The sequence below is a fragment of the Cyanobium sp. ATX-6F1 genome, assembly GCF_047395825.1.
Classification (GTDB): Bacteria; Cyanobacteriota; Cyanobacteriia; order PCC-6307; family Cyanobiaceae; genus ATX-6F1.
Window position 1 is genome coordinate 785,989 of record NZ_JBCEBF010000001.1, and the last position, 22,035, is coordinate 808,023.

Below are 22,035 nucleotides of genomic sequence, written 5' to 3' on the forward strand. Positions count from 1 at the left end.
AAGGTCCGCTGACCCCGGGGAGCCTGGCGCACCAGTCGCTCCCAGTTGATGTTGAGCACCGCCACGTTGCCGCAGCTGCCCCTGCCGAGCAGGCTCTCCATCGCCACCAGGCAGCCCGCCGCTGGCAGCAGGCCCACGCCCAGCGCCTTGAGCCTCTGGCGATCGCGTCCAGTCATGGCCGCTGCCATCCCCTCCCCCTCCCATGGCCCCCACTGGATCGCCAGCCGATGGCTGCGGGCCGCCCGGCAGGCACCATCGAGAGCCCCATTGGCTGCTCCATAGCCGCTCTGACCCGGGGAACCCAACAGCGCAGCCATCGAGGAGAAGGCCACGCCGAAGTCGAGGGGTTGCTCCGCAAGGGCCGCCTCGATGGCCAGCCAACTGCTGTATTTGACGGCCAGTGCCGCCGCCAGGCGCTCCGGTGTCTGGCGCTCGATCAGGCCGTCATCCAGTTGGCCAGCTGCATGGAAAAGCCTCGAACCGGCCTCTCCAGCGCGCCAAGGCCCAGCCGCAAGCGATCGGCGGCATCCGCCGCCGCCAGATCGAGGGCCAAGCGATGCAGTCGCACCCCCTGGCGCTCCAGGCTCGCCATCAAGGCACGGGCTGGCGGTGGGGGCTCGTCTGTGGAGCGGGACACCAGTACCAACTCCTTCGCCCCCTGCTCAACGAGCCAGGGCAGCAACTGCCGGCCGATGCCCCCCAGGGCACCACTGACCAGGTAGGCCCCTTCGCCATGGACCCTCAAGGCCGACGGCCTGGGGGGCTGGGTGATCACCACCTTGCCGGTGTGGCGGGCCTGGGCCATCAGCCGGAAGGCCTCGACGCTGCGCTCGTTCGGGAAAACGGTGATTGGCAACGGTGTGAGCTGGCCATTACTGAGCTGCTCGATCAACCGCACCAGGAGCTCACGGACCAGCCCAGGCGTCGCCGCCGCCACCTCCAGCAGATCGAAGGGCAGATAGCGGGCATCGGGGCGCTGTTCAAGCGCCTGATGGCGGCTCCAGATCTCGATCTTGCCGAGCTCGATGAAGCGCCCCCCGTCGCCAGGGCGCGGAAGCCGGCCTCCACCCCGTCGCCCTTGAGGCTGTTGAGCACCACATCGACGCCGCGGCCAGCGGTGTGCTCCAGCACCTGCTCGGCGAAGGCGAGGCTGCGGGAGTCGAACACCGCTTCCACTCCCTGGGCCAGAAGTTGCTCCTGCTTGGGAGCGCTGGCCGTGGCCAGGATGCGGGCTCCGCATTGGCGGGCCACCTGCAGTGCAGCCTGGCCCACGCCGCCGGCTGCCGCATGGATCAGCACCGTTTCACCGGGCTGCAGACCAGCGAGCTCCACCAGCCCGTACTGGGCGGTGAGGAAGGCGGTGGTCACACTGGCGCCCACCTCCGGGTCCATGGCCGCCGGCAACGGCACCACCAGCTCGGCCCGGCAGCAGACATGGCTGGCCAGGCTGCCCACCGCCAGGGCCGCCACCACCGTCTGGCCGATCAACCCAGGGGGCACGGCCTCACCGCAGGCCACCACCTGGCCGACGCACTCGCCCCCGAAGGGCACCCGGGCTTCCTCGTCGAGCCCCAGCTGACGGCTGTAGGTCCGCAGCAGACCGAGGGCATTGAGCACATCACGGAAGTTGAGACCGGTGGCCGCCACGGCGATCAGCACCTCGCCAGGCGCCGGTTCCTGGGCAGGCATGGGCTCCGCCCACAGGGTTTCGAGGCTTCCGAACGAGCCAATCGCCCAGCGAAAACGATCAGGCGGAAGGGGAAGCAAGCGCTCAACCCGAGCGGCGCCGTTCTGCCAGCTGATCGACGCCTCCTGCTCGAGCAGCGCCCAAAGCCGTGGCCAGTCGTTCGCTCCAGGAGCCTCGGCCCGATCCTCCGGCAGCCCGAGCTGGCTCCAGCTCAGCTGCCCCTGCTCGAGGGCAGCGGTTCTGCTGAAGGCCCCAAGGGCTCCCTGGGCGGGGCCGTCCCCCTCCAGCACCAGCATCACCCGGCGGGGCTGGGGGAGCGTTTCGGGTCGCTGCCAAGTTGCTGGGCAAGGGCCAGCAGAGCCCCGAGCGCCTCCTGCAGAGAATGGCTGGGCAGGTTCGGCCAGAACAGCACCGGGCCCGGACCTGGCACCGGCTCCCCCAGCCCAAGCCGGCCGACCTCCCCACCCTCCTGGGCCACCCAGGCCAGGAAGGGAGCGGCCTGGTCCTCGCTGGCACCCACCAGCCAGGAGACCTGGGGCGGGCGAACCGGCGCTCGCTGTGGTGTCCCCTGGGGCTCCGCCGGCAAGCACGTCCAGACGCTCTGATACAGCCAATCCGCTGGATGGTCGGCCCCAGAGCGTGCCTCCTCCGGCAGGGGGAACAGCCAATCGAGGGCCTGGCGGGGAAGCCGGCGCAGCCGGAAGCCACCGATCCAGCCGATCACAGCCTCCGGTCCGGCCAGGCTCGGGTCGAGCAGGAGCAGCTCAGCTTCCACGAAAGCCGCGTCGTCATGGGCGACCAGCCGCACCTGGACCTGCAAACGATCCGGCAGCGGCAACCGGGCCAACCAAACGCGCTCAAAGCCGACGGGAAGGAAGACCTGGCCGGCCGCCACGGACGGATCAATCGTGGCCGCCACCACCTGGAGACAGGCATCGAGCAGGGCCCAGTCCCTGGCACCCGGCGGGCGGGCCAGTTCGGCCCAGGCCCGGCCTTGGTCCTGCCTGAGCCCGACCACCCCACGGAAGCTGGGGCCGTAGACCAGTCCGATGCGCTCCAAAGCCGCGTAGAAACCCGTCAGCTCAACCGCCATGGCCGTGGAGGGGCATTCGCAGGGCTCGAAGGGCGCGGCTGGGCTCCAATCGCCGGAACCGGGCAGCCGGCCACTGCCATGGAAGCTCCACCGGGGCTGCTTCTCGTCCCCCTCAGCGTGGGCCTTGGGCCACTCCAGACTGTGAAACTCCAGCTCCTGGCAAGCGGGGCCCTCGGCGATCACCAGCTGCAAGCGCACCGGGGACTCGTGCAGCTTGAGGCTGCGCTCCAGCTCCAGCCCTTCAATGGCCAGGGGTCTCCCTGCTTCTGGAGCTCCTGCAAGGCGAGGATCAGGAAGCCAGCGGCGGGGAACACCGCCTGGCGGCGCAGGGCGTGGTCGGCCAGGTCGGCCTGTCGCTCCCCATGGAGCACGATCTCGAAGCGCTGCTCCCTACCACCGGGGAGGTCGAGCCGCCTCAGCTGCCCGTCGTCATTTGGACAGGGGGCGGATCCAGCCGAGACGCCACCGCTGCGAGCTGCCACCTCAGCGGGGGACCCCAGGATCTGATCCAGCCAGAGACTGGCCGGTTCCTTCGACTGCCCGAACACGGGCCACCAGAACCGCTGGCGCTGGAACGGGTAACCGGGCAAGTCAACCCAGCGGTGGGGGAAAGGCTGGTGGAAGCCGATCCAGTCGACCCGGTGGCCCTGTCGATGCAACTGGGCCAGGCTGGTGAGCATGACGCGCACGTCCTCGTGACCGGGGCGCAGGCTGGGCCACCAGGCCAGGGACGGTTCCTGTAAACACTGGCGCCCCATGCCGGTGAGGGTGGGGCGGGCTCCGATCTCCAGGAAGGTCTGGGCGCCCTGGGCTGCCAGGCAGTCCATCCCCCTGGCAAACTTCACCGGACGAATCAGGTGATCACACCAATAGGAGGGATGGGCGATCTCCTCGCCGGCAAGGCGGCCCGTGAGGTTGCTCACCAGAGGCTGACAGGGGGGCTGGAAGCGAATCTGGGCCAGCTCCTGCTCGAAAGCCTCGAGCATCGGTTCCATGGCCGGGGAATGGAAGGCATGGCTCACCGCAAGGCGGTGAACCGCCAGCCCCTGCGCCTGGGCCTGGCGCTCCAAGCGATCCAAGGCCTTGAGTGGACCGGAGAGCACGGAGTTGGCGGGCCCGTTGCTGGCGGCGACCGTGAGCTGGGGATGCTCCCGCAACAACCTCTCCAGCTGGTCGGCCGTGGCCAGCAGGGCCGCCATGCCACCGCCGGGGGGCAGCTCCTGCATCAGACGCCCCCGGGCCACCACCAGCCGGATGGCATCTTCCAGGCTGAACACCCCAGCGAGATGGGCGGCCACCACTTCCCCAACGCTGTGACCCATCAGCAGGTCTGGGCGGATGCCCCAGCTCAGCCAGAGCTGGGCGAGGGCATAGCCCACGGCGAACAGGGCCGGTTGGGTGTAACGGGTCTGGTTGAGGGCAGAGGCGGCGGCCTCTTCCCTGCCAGGAGCTGGGTAGAGCACCCCGGCCAGAGGCTGGGGCAGCAGCGGGTCAATCAGGCGGGTGCAGGCCTCGAACGCCTCCTGGAACACAGGGTGGTGACGCAGCAGCCCTTCAGCCATGCCCAGGGTCTGGGATCCCTGGCCGGTGAACAGGAAGGCGAGCTTGCCGGGGCGCCGTGAGGCCTGGCCCCAGATGACCCCAAGGGGCTCCTCGCCCGCGGCGAAGCCATCGAGCTGCTGCTGCAAATCGGCGTGACTCGCGGCCAGGCAGACCAGTCGGCGTGCCAGCTGACTGCGCCTCTGGTTGGCCGTGGCGCAGAGATCCACCAGGGACAGACCAGGCTGCTCACGCACCAAGCCGGCCAGGTCGCTCGCTTTCTGCCGTAAGGCCGCATCGGAGTGGGCCGAGAGGCAGAGCAGTTGAAGCGGCAGTGGATTCGGTGCCTGGGGCTGCGCACTCAACCCAGCCGCTGGTTCGGGCGGCTCTCCCAGCACGACATGGGCATTGGTGCCGCCAAAACCGAAGGAACTGACCCCCACCACGACCGCTCGATCCGCTTGCGGGAACGGCTCCAGGGAGGTCTGGACCCTGAGCTTCAGCCCGCTGAAATCAATGCCGGGATTGGGGTTGCGAAAATGGAGGCTGGCGGGAAGCTGGCGGTGATGAACGCAGAGGGCGGCCTTGATCAGGCCGGTGACCCCGGCCGCAGTTTCGCCATGGCCGAGGTTGCTCTTCACCGAGCCCACCCGGCAGGGCTGGTCATGGGGCCGGCCTTCCCCGAGCACGGTGCCGAGGGCCTGCAGCTCCACAGGGTCCCCCTGGCGCGTTCCCGTGCCATGGGCTTCGACGTACTGGGTGGCGGCCGGATCGATGCCGGCGCGCTGGAAGGCCTGGCGGACACAGGCCACCTGGGACTGCAGATTGGGCGCCACCATGCCGTTGCTGCGGCCATCGGAATTGATCGCCGTGCCGTGAATCAGCGCATAGATCGCATCACCATTGGCCAGGGCAGCCGAAAGAGGCTTGAGCAGCACCGCTCCAGCCCCTTCGGAACGCACGTAGCCATCGGCGCTGGCATCAAAACTCTTGCAGCGGCCATCGGAGGAAAGCAGCCCGGCCTTGCAGAACCCCATCTGGCTGCCAGGGCTGATCAGGGCCTGGACGCCACCCGCCAGGGCCGCAGCCGACTCGCCCCTCCACAGGCTCTCGCAGGCCAGATACACGGCCACCAGCGACGAGGAACAGGCCGTGTCCACGGCGAAGCTTGGACCCTTGAAGTCGAAGAAATAAGAGAGCCGATTCGCTGCGATCGAGCCGGAGTTCCCCGGCAGCACAAAGGGCTCGTTATCGGGAACGGCATAGTTCTCGGTGGAACTCCAGAGCAGATTTCTGTAATCCGCCGCGGAGATTCCGATGAACACTCCCACCGCCTTGCCGCGCAAAGCCTCCACCGGCTGACCCCCATCTTCGAGAGCACGCCAGGCCACCTCGAGCAGCAGCCGTTGCTGGGGATCCATGCAGATGGCCTCCCGGGGTGAGATGCCGAAGAAGGCCGCATCGAACTGGTCGATTCCCTCGATGAAGCCCCCATGCCGCACGTGCTGATGCAGGGGCCGCTGTGGATCGGGATCGAAATGGAGCGCCAGATCCCAACGATCCGGCGGCACCTCGCGGATCGCATCGCGGCCCTGGATCAGCAATTGCCAGAAATCGGCAGGAGAGTCGACTCCGCCCGGCAGGCGGCAGCCGATCCCAACGATCGCGATCGGCTCTGGGGGGCAGGCGGCTCGGGGCTCGGGGCGGCTCAAGTTTTTATCCAGGTCGGCCGGACAACGCCCGCAGGAAGAGGCCGGAATAGCGCTCGATCAGCTCCTCGCGGCTCGGGCAGACCACGCCGAGCGAGCGCAGCACGGCCTCGGTTTGATCGCAACTGGGCCTGGATCGCAAGCCGGGCGTCATCAACTGGGAATAGGTGAGTTGTTCACTCCCCCAGCGCTGCGAGAAGAAGGGGAGGAGGGGGTAAAGCGGATTGCTGGGTTGTTGCGACAACGCCTCAAGCCAGTCCTGAAGCGGAACGGGCTGGGGGCTCTGATCACGGAATCCCGCCAGCAGGTCGCTCCAGAGCACGGGCCTGGGGTGGTTCAGGTGGAAGACCCGACCGGCATGCTCGGACTTCCAGGCCAGGACGCCGACGGCGGCACTCACATAGTCGACCGGCACCAGATCCAGCTCCGCCATCACGTCGAGGGTCTGGCCCAGCTCCAGGCAACCCCGCACCAGGCGGTGGATGTAATCGTCGGCGTTCCAGGCTCCCGTCAAGGAGTGACCGCCGATCAGGGGCGGACGATAGACCGTGACCGGCAGACCCCGGGCGGCGGCGGCCAACACCAGGCGCTCACTGACCCACTTGGTCTGGGAGTAGCCGAGCACGATCCCCCGCCATTCGCTGAGGTCATCGGATTCAAGGAACTCCCGATCGCGGTAGGCGGCTGCCTCGGCCACCGCCGTGCTGGAGATGAACTGCACCGGCAGGGGTGTAGGCCAGCCACCGCCAGGCGCAGGACCTCCAGAGTTCCCCCACATTGGCGGCCCGGAGTTGGCTGTAGGGGAGGGTGTAGCTGAGCTGGGCTCCGTTGTGGAGGATGCCGTCCAGTCGTTCGGCCAGGGCCTTGAAGCTGGCGGCCTCCAGGCCGAAGCGGGGCTTGGCAAGGTCACCCGCCACCCCGACGATCCGCTCGCCGTAGGCCTCCTTCCAGAGGCCGTAACTACGCAGGTTGGCCTGCACCCGCTCCCAGGCCCCCTGGTCGGAATCGGCGCGAGCCAGGCAATGGAGACGGAGTTCGGGCCAGCGCTCCAGCTGGTCGGCCAGCAGATGGGCGCCCAGAAAGCCGGTGGCCCCGGTCACCAGCACCGCCCGGCCGGGGCCATCCTGCCGTGGGGCGTCTTGTAGTGGGCCGTCCGGGTCAGGCCCAGGGGTGTTGAAGGGCCAGTGCCAGTCAGCCGGCAAAACAGCTTCTACGGCCAGGTCGGTCTCCGCACCGACAGCCGTCACGGATGGGCTGGCCCCTTCGATCAGCAGGAGCAGGTGGCTGGCCAGGCTCCCCAGAGAGGGATCCCCCGCCATCGCTCCGAGTCCCAGGCTCACCCCCAGGCCGGCCTGGACCGCCGTGGCCAACTCCACAGCCATCATCGAATCCATGCCGAGCACCTGGAGGTCGGTGCCGGCCTGAAGATCGGCCCGGTCATAGCCGCCCAGCTCGGCGAGCACATCGGCCAGGCAGCTCAGCATGGCGGCTTCGGCCTTGACCCCACCATCGATCCCCTCCAGCTCCCTGATCACGGTGAGCTCCTGGGTCAATGCCTTGAACCGGGGCACAAAGCGATCATGGTCCTGCTCTTCCAGTTCCACGACCACCGCCCTGGCCTCGCTGCTGCCCATCCAGCGCTCCAGGCTGGCGAGGGCCTGCTCAGGCTTGATCTTGCGCAGGAAATCGGCCGTCCCCGCGGCCATCCCCTCCCCCGCCCAGGGGCCCCAGTTGATGCTCATCGCCGGCCAGCCCTGGGCCCGCCGCTGGGCCATCAGACCATCGAGGGCTCCATTGGCGGCTCCGTAGGCGACCTGCCCCGGCGATCCCAGCAGTCCGGCCACGGAGGAGTAGCAGAGGAAAAAATCAAGAGGCAGGTCACGACTCAAGCGGTCGAGGTGCTGGGCACCCAACACCTTGGCGGCGGCAACGGCAGCGCATCGCTCAGGTGTCTGGTTGATCAGGAGGCCGTCATCCAGGACCCCGGCGGCATGAATGATGCCCTGCAGCGGCAGGCCACTGGCCGCCATACGGGCGAAGACGGCTTCGAGGCCAGCGCCATCGGCCACGTCCACGCTCTCCACCGTCACGGTGGCGCCGAGGGCTTCGAGTTCGGCGATCACGGCCAACTGGGCCGGATTGGCCGGCCGCCGGGCCAGCAGCACAAGCTGGCGGCTTCCGGCCCCAACGAGCCAGCGGGCCGTGGCCAGACCCAAGGCCCCCAGCCCCCCGCTGATCAGCACGGTGGCGGCGGCCCGCAGCGCCGGGCCAGGGGCCACAAACAACTCGGGAGGCGCCGGATCCAGGGACACCCGTTCGACCTCACCAGACTGAAGCCGTCGTTCTTCGAGCGTGGCCAAGGTGGGCGCCCGAGAGAGCAGGTCAGGCAGATCGGCGCCGGCGGGATCGCACCACAACAGGGCGCCGCCCTGGGGTCCGGCTTCCCGGATCCAGCAGCGGGCGAGGGCCGCCAAGGCCTCACCGCCTGGCTGGTCTTGGCCACTCAGGGCCCAGTGCACGGCCTCGAGGCGACCGCTGCGCTCTAGCAGGCCCTGGAGCAGGGGCAGCCAGCCCTGCCAGAAGGGCTGCCCGGCCAGGGCTTCGGCCGCCGGCGGCCTGAGAGCCGTCAGCAGCACGACCGAAGGCCGGCCGCTGGCGGCCTCCGGGTTCGCCAGCGGTCCACCCAGCCAGGCATCGAGGTCATCGAGGTCGGCACACCAACGGGCCCCGGCCCCGATCCGTTCCGCAAGCTTCGAGCCGATGGCGGCCGTTCCACCGAGCAAGGCCAGGGGAGCGGAGCTTGGATTCGAGGCTGGTTTGAGCGTCTCCAGCGCTCTCCAGCAACGCCAATGGTCGAGGTGAAAAGCCTGTTTGGCGTGGATCCGATCGTGCTCCTCGATCCAGAAAGCGCCGCGTTCGAACGGAACGGTGGGGAGCACCTGACGGGGCCAGAGCTTCGAGGGCGAGAGCGGACGCCAATCGATCGGGCAGCCGGCCAGCCAGAGTTCAACAGCCCGGGTGATCCCCGGAGCCTCGAGTGGAAGACGCAGGCTGTACCCGTGGGCTGTGAGTTCCTCGCTGGCAGCGGAAGCTTCCACCAGGCGTGGCCGCGAAGGGAACGCCGCAATCGTCTTGGCCAGGTCCACCGAATCGGTTCCGTAGACCACCGCGCCAGGTTCCACGCCGAGGCGCGCCCAGTCCCCTACCCAGTCACTGGCCTCTGGCGACGACGGGCCGAAAAGGTCCCAGGCCAGGCGAGGAGGGGAGGCAGGAGCTTCCCCCAGCGCAGCGCTGAAGCTTCTTCTACTTCCAGCCAATCGCCGAGGGCGGCAGCGGCGGCGATTGGTGTCGCCGCCCGCAAGGCCAGGCGCCAGCGAAGGCTGCGGCGGCCCTCGCGACTGGTGGCACACACGGCCTGCCAGTTCGCCTGGGGCACAGCGGGCAGACAGCGCACGAAACGCTCCACCAGCTTGTGAAGACTCGACTCCGTCGAGGCAGAGAGCAGCAACCAGTCGTCAGCCGAGGGGGAATCGGCTGGGGCAAGGATCGACTCCGTCGGGGCCTGCTCGACGATCACATGGGCGTTGGTGCCGCTCCAGCCGAACGAACTCACCGCCACCCGGCGCAGGCCGCCCTGACGGGGCCAGGGCTCCAGGACCTCCGGCAGCCGAAGCGCCCACTGGTCCCAGTCCATCAGGGGTGTCGGTCGGCGCAGGTGCAGGTGAGGCGGCACCAGCCCCTTCTGGACCATCAGGATCCCCTTGATCAGCCCGGCGATTCCGGAAGCCCCCTCCAGGTGGCCGATGTTCGTTTTCACCGAGCCCAGCAGCAGCGGAGCATCGCGATCCGGACTGGCATAGATCGGAGCCAGGGCCTTCAGCTCGATCGGATCGCCCAGGGCGGTGCCGGTGCCGTGGGCCTCCAGCACGTCGATCTGATCCCCCTCCAATTGAGCCAGGGCGAGGGTCTGGCGCATCAGGGCGGCCTGTGCCTCGCCGCTGGGAACGGTGAGCCCTGCCGTGGCACCGTCCTGGTTCACGCCGCTACCGCGCAACACCGCCCAGATCGGATCGCCGGCCGCCATCGCATCGGCCAGCCGCTTCAGCACCACCACGCCACAGCCCTCACTGCGCACGTAGCCATCGGCGGCGGCATCGAAGGATTTGCAACGGCCATCGGCCGCCATCATTCCGCTCTTGGCCAGGCAGAGGCTGTTCACCGGCGAGAGGATCAGGCTGACGCCGCCGGCAAGGGCCAGGTCGGAGCCGCGATCCCGCAGGGAGCGACAGGCCAGGTCCACCGTCACAAGGGAGGAGGAGCAGGCGGTGTCGACCGCCAGGGAGGGTCCGGTGAGGCCAAGCAGATAGGAGAGCCGGCCTGGCGCCATGCTCAGGCTGGAGCCGGAGGCGAAATAGAGGTCGAATCGCTCGTCACCGACCTCGCTGCGCAGTTGGCGCCAGGCGTAATCGTTGGTGCAGATGCCCATGAACACCCCCGTGGCCGTGCCCTTCAACCGATCGGTGGCGATGGCCGCCGATTCCAGGGCCTCCTGGGCCACCTCGAGGATCAACCGCTGCTGGGGATCCATCGCCTGGGCCTCCCGGGGGAGACGCCGAAACTGGCGGGATCGAACTGGTCGACATCCGCCAGGAAGCCCCTCGGCGGAAATGCATCTTTCCTGGCCGGCCAGGGTTGGCATCGAAAAAGTCTTCGATCGGCCAACGGCTGGGGGGCACCTCACTGAGCCCGTCACACCCCTCGCAGAGAAAAGACCAAAAGGCTTCAGGGCTGTCGAGGTTCGGCTTGCCTTCACCACCGGGGAAACGGCAACCCACACCCACGACGGCGATGGGTTCAGCCTGGAGCAATTGACGCTGGTCGTGGGCCTTTTGGGCCAGCAAGGCCAACTGGAGCGCGGAAAGACCCTTAACCATCGAGCCAGTATTTCACGACACTCTCAACATCGACCTCGAAAAGGGTCCCCCAGTCAGCCCCCCACAACGAAAGCCTGATCTTCGCTGCGACGGTAGGGGCCCCCATGGCCGCAGGTCCTGGACAATCCAGGGCAGTGAGCACCAGGCTGGGGTGGCGCTCAGCCCACTCCTGGAGGGCATTCTGGAGCTCCTTCCTGCATTCGCACGGGGCCCTGCCACCCGTTGAGATCACCGGGGAAGCCGCTGCTCCAGCAGAGGCAGGCCTGGAGAAGGGAGCGGTGCCAGGTCTTCTGGCTGGAAGCGCCGTTGAAGCAAGGGCCCCCAGCAACGCCATGGGCCGGGGAAGAAACAGTTGCTTCTAACAATGGGGCCACGGGCTCGGTGATGGCCAAGAAGTTGTCGGCCGTTCTGATCACACTTGAGGATGAAGCCGAAGCCCCATCCTTTTCCGCGCCGTAGAGAATTCAGCGCCGAAGGGGACCGACGACCAGCTTGACCAGATCGACATGGCCGCGGCCGATCTGAACAGCACCGGTCTTTGTTCATTCCCCGCCGCCTGATCAGCCAACCATGCCCGCCCCGTCAGGAATCCAAACACGCCTCAGAAAAGTGTTGCCGCTTGACGTCCCTGTCGCTTGATGTGTTCCGACTGCCAGACAAGTACCACGAGCAGCAACCAACCGACAGCCCAAAGTCCGATCGCCATCGGTCTCCCGGCGGAGGATCCCATCGTTTCCCGGATCCAGCCCGGCCAGAACGTCCAGGTCATCGCCGGCTGGAGAAAGCGATCGACGAGCAGGGCGCTGCTGGAAAACGCCACGAGCCGCGCTCCCCACTCCATCGCATAGCGCGCCGCGAACAGGCGGGGCTGCTGTTCAACGGGGATCACCGCTTGCCAGAGGCACTGCAGAGCGGCTCCGCTGATCGGAACGCCCACGGAAAAAAGGGCAAGTCCAAAAACCAGACCACGGACATCCGCTCAAACACCACAAGACCAGCGCCGATCAAGATCACGCTTTGAAAGGCCAGGGCTGAAAGAAGCGCCGCAGCCCAGTGCCGACGCTGCACCATCCGCCAAGCAACGACACCCATCACAAACCCGGCCGCCCCGACCAGAAGGGCGACCCCGAGGCGGGTGACGCCGCTGGCCGTGAGCACCCAGGCGGGGAAAAGGATTTCACAAGCAGCCATCGCAAAGGACACGGTGGTGCTCAGCAGTAGCAATGGTCTGGTCAGGGCGCCCATCCAGAGCTCGGCCACACCGGCCCGCAGACCAGGCATCCAGGTCTGGCGCGGCTGAAGGGGGACGAGAGCGGCCCTCGGCCAGCGGACCAGGCCCACGCAGACCAGCGCCACCAGACAGGTGCCACCGTCGAGGGCCAGAGCCCCCGCCAGCCCGCCGATCCCCACCAACACAGCTCCCAGCAGGGGGGCCGTTGCCATCACCAGTCCATCACCGCTGGCGAACAGGCCGTTGGCCCTGCCCAGCTGCTCGATCGGAACCATCTGCGGGATGAGGCTCGCGAAACAAAGCACCAGCGTCGCTTCCGCGACAGCCGCGACAGACAGGAGAGCCAGGATCAGGCTGAGGGGAGCCGTCTCGCGGTAAAGAGCAAGCGCCAGCAGCAAGGTGACGGTTCCACCTAGGCCATTGGCGAGGACCATGACGCGGCGCCGGGGCCAACCGGCCAGCCTTCGACCCAGCAAGGGCAACGCCAGCAGCTTGGCTAGCAGGATCACGATCGCCACCGTCGTGAAACTGGCCAGCTGGCCATCTCGCTGGAACAACCAAAGGCCGAGCGCATACAGGCTCGTCTGGGTTCCGAAGTTGGACACCAGCTGACCTGCCCACAGAACAGTGAAGGCTCTCGGCAAGCGAATGCCTTGCAAGGGGGCTGGATCCTAGGAGCGTGTCCCTCTCGGACAGGCCAGCATCCTGTTAAGTCCGATGGCGGCAAGCCACTGATCGATGGCCCCCTTGGGTGAGCCAAGGCGCGGCTGAGCCGATGGAGCGAGCGTGAGGGGCCTGCCGAGCAGTTTCATCGCTGAACCTGAGTCTGTACCTGCACGCTTCAAGCGTCGGAGTTCTCCTGCCCGTTCAACTGAGCCAGAGCATCCCAATAGGCCTCTCTGAACCAGGCAATGCGCTGCTCCTCAAGCCCGAGCAAAGGCTCCTCGATCATTGAGCCTGCAGTCATCTGCATCGCCTCGCAGATCACGTGATCCTCATTGGTAATGCGCCTTAAATAAATCCCAACAAAAAACGGCAGCCAGAGGTCTGTCCATCTCCGGAACAGAAGGTGAAACCAAGAAGCTTTAGGGCCCTGAAATGGCACCTGGTAGTACCAGCTACGGACGACGGTGGAATCGAAAGCCACGGGGATGTACTGTGTAATTGATACATACCATGTGTAAAGAACACGATAGTGATTAACCAAAAAGTTTGGGAAAATATTTAGGACCCTATAGGCATCAGGCCGATAGTCTTCGTCTTTGCAATTATTGGCCATGACCGACAAGTCGTTAGGCTTTCCATTGTGGAAAAATCCACTATGCGGTTCGAATCTTGGATAATAGGCTTCTTTGGGATCAAGGTATCCATCCTTCCCGAAACTAGTAGGATGGACGGCTACTGCGTGGTACTCCTCAAGCGTGATTTCATAAAGAAGTTCTCCAATTCGCTTTAACGACGCTGGAGGCGAAAGCCGGCCGAATGCCAGGTCGACAGAACGTCTGCAGAATTGGCCAGGCTTCGCCGAGATACTCCTCAAGACTTTTATTGTGGTTGGAGAGTGGGGAATCTGCTTTGGTGTCAGGCTCGGATCTCGTCAAATTCTGGAGAGGAAACCTACCGAAGATCAGCACACCGCAGGTGGCGATCTCAACCTCCCTAAGCCTTGCGCCCAGCTGCTTCGGGGAAACACCAAATAGCTTCTTGCACTGGGGAATGCCCACCGCTTCCCCTTCTTGGTTGTAGATCCAGTGGTGGAACGCACAACGGACCAGACCAGACCCCTTCGCTGCCGTGCGAATCGGGTAAAAGCGATGACGGCAAACATTCTCGAAGCCCTTGATCGATGCCCCAAACCGCTGAACAAACACCGATGCTCCGCCCAAGGTGCAGCGAATCCAATCGTTGTCGTTGGGGATGTCCGTACTGAGGCCCAGCAACGTCCAGCTCTGGCCCAGGGCGGCTTGTTCGCTTACATAGGCCTCAGGGTCCCTGATTGAGCGGGCCCAATCAGATCGATGCTTCCAACTCATTCGAGAAGTTATGCCTGCCATTCAAACTGAAGCCACCACAATCAATAGTATGACAAAATTAGCTGTCTTGAATACGTCCGGGTCAATTCGCCACTGGATCTTGTGGATTGACCACGAGCTAAAGATTGGAATGGTTTCGTAATGCCTGCAACCGTGGTCCTTCACCCCAAGGCCTGGTGGCCGGAGAGACCATGGGGTGAGCTCGATCCATCGCCAGCTGCAGCTCCGACTCTCTGGCTAATCGATCGTCGTCAGGACGGTTTGGCAGAACTTCGACCGGAGCTCCTGCGTCTCTTGGCCCCGGAGGAAAAAGCCAGATTCGAGAGGTTGCGGCGGCCCGATGATCGCGACAGGTTCCTGCTCGGCCGTGCTGCCCTGCGGCTTCTGCTGGGCGCCCTGTGTGGCGTGGAGCCCGCCGGGCTGGAGCTGTTGGTCGGCCCCCATGGCAAGCCCCGGCTAGCGGCTGTCACCGCCTCACAAATGCCCCTCAGACCGCCAGAATTCAATGTCGCCCACTCTGGCGATCTCGTGCTGCTGGGTGTCCACGCCACCCGGCCGGTTGGGGTTGATGTGGAGTGGCACCGCCCAAGCCTGCCATGGCAGCAGATCGCCAGCCGCTGCCTGGCGTCGGCAGTCTGCCAGCAGATAGAGGCGTTACCTCCGCCTGCAAGGCTGCCGGCCTTTCTGCGTCACTGGTGTCGGCTCGAGGCTGAGCTGAAGGCGCGGGGAACTGGCTTCGCGACCTCGCCAGAACAAAAAAGGCCTCCCTGTCAGAGGTCGTCCTTCATGATCTTCGGCTTCCGGAGGGCTACAGCGGCGCCGCTGCCTTGGTGTGAGATCTCACTTCTCTAGTGTTGGTCAAGCTGAGCCAAGGTGGGACGCATAGCCTCGAAGGCTTGACGGTTGACCCTGAGGCTTTTCACAATGGATGCACCTGATGCCATCAAACCCAGTTCTCGGTTGATGGGCCAGAGATAGGACATCGGTTTGAAGGCCTGGCGCATTGTTGTGTGCAGCTTTTGATGGTATTTGAGATTCACATGATGTCCTTCGTGCTCCTGACACAAAGACTGCTCAAGCCAGTACAGAGCCTCCTGATGGGGAAGACCATACAGAGAAGACCTTAGGATCTGGTAGAGGGGAGAATGAATGTGCTGTCACTTCTGAAGATTCCAGGCAGCACAGCAGATAGCCCACCCAACATCATCTGCTGGCCTCGATAGAAAATCAGATTGGCCATAAGATGCTCGTAGGCCGTGGGCCTTGGGAACTCCTTGTACAAGTCCTGAGAGATTAGCTGTGATGTCGTTGTATGAAATGACTCGTCAAGCATGTGGTAATAGGAGATAGCCGTTGGTGCCGGAATGAAGTCACCCGCACGCTCCAGGCTTCGGTGAAACTGAAAATAAGAATGCTCATAGTTCTTTAGAAGAATATTAGCCAGATAGCGAATCGCATAGAAAAAGCAGGCCGAGAAAGGAGAGGCCCCAAAGCTGATGGTCATGATTCGCGACAGCGAAGCAGGAACAACCTGGCCAAGTAAACCAGCCCGCTGTACCGGTATGGGCTTACCGCTTCTCTGCTGAGAACGGAGAAAATCCGAATAGGAGCAAGACCCTCCTCCGCTTGAAAGCTTAAGGATCATCAGGCGGCAAGCTTCGTCTTGAAGCTTTGTCCAGTTCAGCGCTGGAATCTTCAAGCTGAGAAGAGAGGGTGGCGCGCTGGAATTCTTTGTGTTTCTGCGCGAAGTCGCGCTTAAGCTGCTTAGACGAGGACGGACAATCCGCTCAGAGCCAAACAAGGCCTTTCTGGTTGCATAACCAATGGCATGAAATGCATGAATATGCTGATGCTCTTGCTCTGTTTCGAGAGATAGCTCACTGCAGAGTGCTCCAAATCCTCCAACCGCAGAGAAAACGCCCTCTGTTACGTTATTATAGAGAACTGCATTGGCTTCCGTCGCGGCAGTCTGGTTGTATTGCGTGACCCAATAGAGATGATTCAACGCCAGCTTCTGCTCAGGCGTAGATTGTCTATACAGGTTAGTGCCAAAAAACAAGGAAAGCTCCTGCGGCCCCCAATAATGAGAGCGATTGGCTTCATAACAATAGCCACCCTCAATAGACTCGATCTTTTCCGTGTAGCGAGATTCGCAATTATTTCTATAAGTTGTTTCAGCCAAGATCTCATGTCGCTGCAGGGGGAAGCTGCTCCCTGCTCTGACTGGATTTGGGTCGTATCGACGGGAGCTGGCATAGCACTATAATCGCTTTGAGCGCAATTCAAACAGAAACCAACATTGCCCAGTGGCCCTGAGATGATGGGACTAGCTTAAAGAAGTTGACGCGATCTCCTCAGCAAGGCCACCACTGAGACTTTCAATTGTCGTGTAATTATAAAGAAGGGTCGGATTGATCCTGCGTCCTAACCACTCTTCCAGATCGCCCGTCAAACTGATTGCCAAGGAGGAGTCCAATCCCAATTCTTGAAAGTTGGCCGTGGGATCAATCGTGTCTACAGGCACTTCAAGAAGATCCGCAAGATAATGGATTAACCAGGTATCGATATCTTGCGCCGTGATTGCAGTAGCCATGGTACACGCTTCTCCATATTATTAACTTAGAACTTAGCACAAGAGCAATCGCCTTTAAGCAATTGATCAGCAGACCACCACGACCTAAGGATAGTTGCCACACCCCATCGCCAGGGCCGGCTCTCCAGCCGCCAGGGTTCACTCCCCCAGCCCCAGAAGGTCTGCGGAGACGGCCACCCGTTCTGATTGGGCTGAGGGCAGGATCCAGGAATGAACGACAGCAAGACTCCCACTGAGAAACTCACTCCGACAGTCAGCCCGTCTGACTTTGCCACTCGTTGTCCTGGGGATCGTGGCGGGCCTGATCAAAACCACCGCCTGGACACGGACACCATGCACGGAGAGAACGCGCCGGCGGATTGTCTCGGTGCATTGGATCAAATGAATCGACCGGAGCGCCTTCCCCTCAATTTCCTGAACAACGACCACCTGCTCACTTCCCTCCCCCTCCAGGGAGAACGCCGCCCCACCACCAGACTGCAAGCCGCTGAAGCAGCGCTCAACGGTCAGCTCGATCTCATGGGGATACAAGGTTTTCCCTTGGAGAATGATAATGTCCTTGATCCGTCCGGTAATGAAGAGGTTGTCATCCTGTATGAATCCCAGGTCTCCTGTTCGAAGGAATGGACCCATCCCAGAATCAGCCAATGTGGCTGAAAAGGTTTGCTCTGTTTCGAGCCCGCGATTCCGGTAGCCCCTGGCCACACTCGCTCCTTGAACCCAGATTTCTCCAACCCGATCGGCAGGGCAACGGGCTCGATTCAAGGGATCGACGATCAGAACCTGATGATGAAGACCCTCACGCCCGCAGCCCACGATGGTGAGGCTCTGGTCAGAGGGAGCCGTGGAGGGCACAACCCGGTTGACCATCAGATCCGGCCGGCTGACGGTTTTCACAACGATCGGCCTCCGATCCCTGATCCCTGTGACAAAGAGCGTAGCTTCGGCCAAGCCATAGCATGGATAGAAGGCTTGGGGATTAAATCCACAACCAGCAAAGCGATCTGAAAAACGCCGGATCGTATCCCATCGAACAGTTTCTGCGCCCGTGAAGGCAAGGGTCCAGCTGCTCAGATCCAATTGCTCACGCTGGTCGTCTCTGATCTTCTGAACACACAATTCATAGGCAAAGTTAGGGCCACCACTGCTCGTTGCCCTGTAGTGACTGATTGCCTGCAGCCACCTGAATGGCCTCTGGATGAAGTGAAAAGGAGACATCAGAATGCAAGGCCTGCCAATATAAAGCATCTGCAAAATGTTTCCGATCAAACCCATGTCATGAAAATGGGGGAGCCAGCCCATTCCCATGGTGCTCTGATCATGCTGAAAGGCCTGCCGGATCAGCTCTTCGTTGGCAAGAACATTGGCGTGGGACACCACAACCCCCTGGGGGCGCCGGTGGTACCCGAGGTGTATTGGTAGAACGCCGCGGAATCAACGGAACGATCGGGATGATGCCAGCTGGGATCCTGGTCCCCAGTGAGGTGATCGGTGGCCAGCCAACGCAGCGGCCGCGCCCATTCGCAGGTGGTGGCACCCTTTTGCAGGGTCTCCAGAATGTCGGAACGGGTCAAGACCAAGCTGGTGCCGGCATCGCGGAGGATCGCCGAGAGGCCTTCGAGCCTCTTCAAGCCTGGTGGCGTTTGAAGCGGGATCGCCACGAGGCCGGCGTAGAGGCAACCGAAGAAAGCCTCGATGAAGCTCAGACCTGGTTGATAAAGCAGACCAACCGCCTCAGATCCAGGCTCACAGACCTGCAACCAAGCGCCGATCCGTCGGGCTTGTTGATCAAGTTGGAGGTAGGTGATTTCCTCCGCCTCCCGCTCTCCATCGCTCAAAAAGACGTAAGCCACGCACTCTGGCTGGTGCCGAGCCCTGTAGCGAAGGAGATCGACCAGGGTCTGAACGGGCTGTTTTGTCAGCCCTCCCCCACAGCCAGCAGGCGGCCAGGGCCAGGAACCAGCGGGCGGCTCGATCACAAGCGCCGCAGCTTCCACCCGCACCCCATTGACGGAGCGCAAGGTCAACCGCGCCACCAGCTCGGGACTGTGGCCTGGATCCGGCAGGATCTCGTAGCGGCGCACCAGTTCGGCCAGCACCAGCAGCGCCTCTTGCAGGGCGAAGGCCGCACCGGGGCACTTGCGCGGCCCGAGGCCGAAGGGCAGGAATGCCTCCCGCGCCATTCGGCGCTCCTCGGTGCTGGCCTGGTCGGCCAGGAAACGCTCGGGTCGAAAGCTGTTCGGATCGCTCCAGTGCTGCTCGTGCCGCTGGATCACCCAGGGGGAGATGGTCAACAGGGAGCCCACAGGGCAGCGCTGATCGAGCAGGTTGGTGGTCAGCTGGGCTTCACGCATGAAAAAGCTCACGGGGGGTAGAGCCTGAGGGTTTCGTTGAACAGGGCCGCTCCGTAGGGCAGCTGGCGTAGGGCCTCGAAGCCCAGGGGGCCGTTCTGACCCGCCAGGGCCGCCGTCACCTCTTGCCGCAGGCGCCCCTGCGCCTCCGGAACCTGGGACAGCAGATACACCGCCATGGCCAGGGCACTGGCGGAGGTTTCATGGCCCGCCAGAAAGAGAAAGCAGACCTGATCGACCAACTCCTCCAGGCTGAAGGAACTGCCTGTGAGCGGATCGCGGGCCTCCAGCAGGGCCTGGAGCAGATCCTGGCTGCTCGCTGCCTGGCCAGGGGCGGAACCAGAGAGGCGCGCCTCGATCGCCTGGCGGATCCAGACTCTGATCCGCCGGGCATGGGTGGCCAGGTAGCGATTGAGCAAACTCTGGGGCAGACGCAACAAGCGCAACATCACCGCTTGACCGGCCCGTCGTTGGTAGCGCGAGAAGTCTTCAAAGATCACAGCCGCCTCAGGCCCCGCCAGCGGCCGCGACAAAATTGTGCGAACGATCACATCGGCGGCCACCAGGGTCATCTCGGCGTCGATCCCCACGGTGCGGCCATCAGCCAGGGGGTCGAGCCGCGCGATCAGATCATGGGTGGCCGCCTCCATCTGGGGGAACACTCGCTGCAGCTGGGCCACCTGGAACGCCTGATCCACCAGGCGCCGTTGCCGCTCCCACTCCGTTCCGTTCACTGAGAAGATCGCCCGGCCGATCAGGGGCTGGAGCACCCAGAGCGTGAACGGATGCTTCGGAAATTGCTCCACCTGCTCCACCATCAGCCGACGGACAGCCGCGGGCTGATTGACCAGGAACAGGTTGAACCCGAAGAACCGAATCCCGCCGATCGGAATCTGAAAATCCCAGGCATTCAGCAGGCCCAACCAGGAATGAAGGCCGCGAATCAATCGAATCAGGTAGTTCGGCGTAAAGGGCTCTGGGCGGGGATGGACAGGCTCAAACGCGAAAGGGCAAGGCATCATGAAAACGGGTGCTCGTTGAGCACCGAACCTGCGGCCGGCTTCAGCACAAGCTCCAAGTAGTCAAAGCCGCCACTGCGCTCCGGGTCAGCCGTGGCAATGTATTCGAAATGAAGACCCAATTGATGTTTAATCACTTCCCAAAGTGATGTGAGGGCCTGGCGCTGAGCCAGCGGGATCAGTTCCATCACCAGGTAGGCGGGTTCAGGAATGTCTAAACCACAACTGGCGTAGGGATCGACCCCCGGAAAACAAAGGAAATCGTCGGTTGAGCTAACATCAAGCCAGGGCAATCGGGGCTCTAGGCTAAGTTCAACAAGATCCCGGTGAAAAGTTTTGGCACTAGCTTGTTCAGCAAGAAAAGGAAGGATCTGACCCAGTGTCAGTAGGCTCAGCTTGGGGCCAATCACAGCGAATCCCGGCTGGCGGCGCAGCTCCGCAGCCAGCATGGCCATCACCAGAGAGCCGATACTGTGGCCGACAATCAGGATCTCGGCAGCTGGCTCACGCTGCTCAAGCTCCAGGATCGCCAATGCATGAAGCTTGAGACGACCCCTGAGTGCACCATCACCAGATTGGCCGATCAAACGGGTGAACTGCATGCTGCGAAACATCCACACGATCTTCAGCTGCTCGGCCAGTTGCCAAGCCACCACTAACACTCCTAGACCAATCGTAAGCGCCAACAACCAGGGTAACGGTGCCACCAATCCTGTGGTAGCAGCCAATGAACCGACAACAAATCCGGCCAAGATGGCAAGAAGCATGGCCACCAAAGCAACACCAAACGGAACCAAGATACAGATTGCCGCTGGGTAGGAAATACGGCGGATTCGCCAGAGGGCACCTTGCAGTAGGTAGTAGTTGTACATGAGCAAACCAGACCGAAGAAGACGAATGGGATCGCGCACCCAAGCTCCACGTACAATGTCATCCCAATGCAAGAAACAATAATCAAGATTACATACAACTGCACCAACATCACCTTCTTCCTTGACCTGCCAGCGACTCAACAAACCTCGGCCATCCTTACGCCTAGGACCCATCGAAAAGACACGGCCCGTGCGCTCAGTGAAGCGGGTCAGTTGCTGAGAGAAAAATCGATGATAAAAAGGCGCCCCACGTGGATCAAAGCCACTGACATAGTAAACTCGTCTTCCAACAGAGTGGTCTGGCACTTCCATCATCAATTCACGCCCACACGCAATGCTGCGACGACCCGGCTTTTGCTTAGCCATGAGCTTAGCGGCCACCATCCTGATCGCCCCCAGTGCTGACGGCTCCCCTGCTGCCCAACCGCTTCTGAGGGGAAGCCAAGGGTCATATACCACTTCGATCTACGTGGCCACCACACCTGAAAAGGCCTGGAAGGTGCTCACCAACTATGAAGCCACCGCAACCGCGATGCCGGACATCAAACTGGCCAAGCTGATCAGCCGCCAGGGCAATAAGTTAGAAGTCGCCCAGACGTATCAGGCCCCCTACACCTTCGGTTTGCGCATCAAGGCCCGGCTCGCGATCACTGAGAATCCGCCCCGCCAGATGAGCTATCGGCTGATCAGCGGTGATCGCATCCGCAACTTGGAGGGCAACTGGAGCCTCACACCCGTCAAAGGGGGCGTGCTGGTGAAGCACCAGATCAAGATCGATCCTGATCTCCCTGCGGTGTTGCGTCCACTTTATTTTGAACTCAGCGAAACCAACCTGAAACAATCAATGAATATCCTCCGCAACCTGATGGAGCGCAGCTGAGCGATTCGATCATCAACGGTCTCAAGTCCCTGGAGCCTGACCCCGAGCGCAGTCTGCTCTGTCAGAGTGAGATGTCAAAGTAGGCAACATCAAA

General features: G+C 63.1%; 15 protein-coding genes and 3 pseudogenes. 2 read left to right on the plus strand and 16 right to left on the minus strand.

What is annotated here, in order from left to right; genetic code table 11:
- Nucleotides 1–257 precede the first annotated feature (257 nt).
- From AAF143_RS04870 to AAF143_RS04925, 12 genes and pseudogenes are all read right to left on the minus strand, one after another.
- Nucleotides 258–1,006, minus strand: a pseudogene (locus AAF143_RS04870) (SDR family NAD(P)-dependent oxidoreductase); the annotation flags it as partial.
- Nucleotides 889–1,983, minus strand: coding sequence for a zinc-binding dehydrogenase (locus AAF143_RS04875; RefSeq protein WP_414026572.1), 1,095 nt, complete (start codon nt 1,981–1,983; stop codon nt 889–891). The pseudogene AAF143_RS04870 and the gene AAF143_RS04875, both read right to left, overlap by 118 nt.
- On the minus strand, nt 1,983–2,978 hold the full coding sequence (locus AAF143_RS04880) for a polyketide synthase dehydratase domain-containing protein (protein WP_414026573.1): 996 nt from the start codon (nt 2,976–2,978) through the stop codon (nt 1,983–1,985). Before AAF143_RS04880 ends, AAF143_RS04875 begins: the two co-directional genes overlap by 1 nt.
- On the minus strand, nt 2,960–6,031 hold the full coding sequence (locus AAF143_RS04885; protein WP_414026574.1) for a type I polyketide synthase: 3,072 nt from the start codon (nt 6,029–6,031) through the stop codon (nt 2,960–2,962). The genes AAF143_RS04880 and AAF143_RS04885 overlap by 19 nt, the downstream gene beginning before the upstream one ends.
- Nucleotides 6,032–6,035: 4 nt before the next feature.
- Nucleotides 6,036–6,749 carry an SDR family oxidoreductase gene (locus AAF143_RS04890; RefSeq protein WP_414026575.1) on the minus strand — a complete coding sequence of 238 codons (714 nt, stop codon included), beginning with the start codon at nt 6,747–6,749 and terminating at the stop codon, nt 6,036–6,038.
- Entirely contained in the window at nt 6,685–9,210 is a 2,526-nt protein-coding gene (locus tag AAF143_RS04895) for an SDR family NAD(P)-dependent oxidoreductase (RefSeq protein ID WP_414026576.1), read from the minus strand. The genes AAF143_RS04890 and AAF143_RS04895 overlap by 65 nt, the downstream gene beginning before the upstream one ends.
- Nucleotides 9,211–9,230: 20 nt before the next feature.
- A complete protein-coding gene (locus tag AAF143_RS04900) occupies nt 9,231–10,727 on the minus strand; it encodes a beta-ketoacyl synthase N-terminal-like domain-containing protein (RefSeq protein WP_414026577.1) in 1,497 nt (498 codons plus the stop codon).
- Nucleotides 10,690–10,962, minus strand: a pseudogene (locus tag AAF143_RS04905) (beta-ketoacyl synthase N-terminal-like domain-containing protein); the annotation flags it as partial. The pseudogene AAF143_RS04905 and the gene AAF143_RS04900, both read right to left, overlap by 38 nt.
- Before the next feature lie 601 nt (nt 10,963–11,563).
- Entirely contained in the window at nt 11,564–11,851 is a 288-nt protein-coding gene (locus tag AAF143_RS04910; RefSeq protein ID WP_414026578.1) for a hypothetical protein, read from the minus strand.
- Nucleotides 11,848–12,852, minus strand: a complete 1,005-nt coding sequence (locus AAF143_RS04915; RefSeq protein ID WP_414026579.1) for an MFS transporter — start codon at nt 12,850–12,852, stop codon at nt 11,848–11,850. Before AAF143_RS04915 ends, AAF143_RS04910 begins: the two co-directional genes overlap by 4 nt.
- Before the next feature lie 182 nt (nt 12,853–13,034).
- Nucleotides 13,035–13,733, minus strand: coding sequence for an RHO alpha subunit C-terminal catalytic domain-containing protein (locus AAF143_RS04920; RefSeq protein ID WP_414026580.1), 699 nt, complete (start codon nt 13,731–13,733; stop codon nt 13,035–13,037).
- The gene (locus tag AAF143_RS04925) at nt 13,621–14,133 is read right to left on the minus strand and encodes a Rieske 2Fe-2S domain-containing protein (RefSeq protein WP_414026581.1); all 513 of its coding nucleotides are present in this window, start codon (nt 14,131–14,133) and stop codon (nt 13,621–13,623) included. Before AAF143_RS04925 ends, AAF143_RS04920 begins: the two co-directional genes overlap by 113 nt.
- Nucleotides 14,134–14,367: 234 nt before the next feature.
- On the opposite strand from AAF143_RS04925, the gene AAF143_RS04930 reads away from it, so the two are divergent.
- Nucleotides 14,368–15,078 carry a 4'-phosphopantetheinyl transferase family protein gene (locus AAF143_RS04930; RefSeq protein WP_414026582.1) on the plus strand — a complete coding sequence of 237 codons (711 nt, stop codon included), beginning with the start codon at nt 14,368–14,370 and terminating at the stop codon, nt 15,076–15,078.
- Between the two features lie 271 nt (nt 15,079–15,349).
- Here AAF143_RS04930 and AAF143_RS04935 read toward each other — a convergent pair whose 3' ends face one another.
- The 4 genes and pseudogenes from AAF143_RS04935 to AAF143_RS04950 form a co-directional block, all read right to left on the minus strand.
- Complete coding sequence (locus AAF143_RS04935) at nt 15,350–16,408, minus strand: hypothetical protein (protein WP_414026583.1); 1,059 nt, start codon at nt 16,406–16,408, stop codon at nt 15,350–15,352.
- Between the two features lie 144 nt (nt 16,409–16,552).
- Nucleotides 16,553–16,819, minus strand: a complete 267-nt coding sequence (locus tag AAF143_RS04940; RefSeq protein WP_255008516.1) for an acyl carrier protein — start codon at nt 16,817–16,819, stop codon at nt 16,553–16,555.
- A 138-nt stretch (nt 16,820–16,957) separates the two neighbouring features.
- Nucleotides 16,958–20,192, minus strand: a pseudogene (locus tag AAF143_RS04945) (cytochrome P450).
- The gene (locus AAF143_RS04950) at nt 20,189–21,445 is read right to left on the minus strand and encodes a hypothetical protein (RefSeq protein WP_414026584.1); all 1,257 of its coding nucleotides are present in this window, start codon (nt 21,443–21,445) and stop codon (nt 20,189–20,191) included. The pseudogene AAF143_RS04945 and the gene AAF143_RS04950 overlap by 4 nt, the downstream one beginning before the upstream one ends.
- Between AAF143_RS04950 and AAF143_RS04955 the strand changes: the two genes are divergently transcribed.
- Nucleotides 21,426–21,941, plus strand: coding sequence for an SRPBCC family protein (locus AAF143_RS04955; protein WP_255008522.1), 516 nt, complete (start codon nt 21,426–21,428; stop codon nt 21,939–21,941). The genes AAF143_RS04950 and AAF143_RS04955 overlap by 20 nt on opposite strands.
- Nucleotides 21,942–22,035 lie beyond the last annotated feature (94 nt).

Coding starts and splice junctions, on each gene's coding strand:
- AAF143_RS04875 (WP_414026572.1), bottom strand. CDS start 1,983: ATGCTGGTGCTGGAGGGGGACGGCCCCGCCCAGGGAGCCCTTGGGGCC.
- AAF143_RS04940 (WP_255008516.1), bottom strand. CDS start 16,819: ATGGCTACTGCAATCACGGCGCAAGATATCGATACCTGGTTAATCCAT.
- AAF143_RS04950 (WP_414026584.1), bottom strand. CDS start 21,445: ATGGTGGCCGCTAAGCTCATGGCTAAGCAAAAGCCGGGTCGTCGCAGC.
- AAF143_RS04955 (WP_255008522.1), top strand. CDS start 21,426: ATGAGCTTAGCGGCCACCATCCTGATCGCCCCCAGTGCTGACGGCTCC.
- AAF143_RS04930 (WP_414026582.1), top strand. CDS start 14,368: ATGCCTGCAACCGTGGTCCTTCACCCCAAGGCCTGGTGGCCGGAGAGA.
- AAF143_RS04900 (WP_414026577.1), bottom strand. CDS start 10,727: ATGCCAACCCTGGCCGGCCAGGAAAGATGCATTTCCGCCGAGGGGCTT.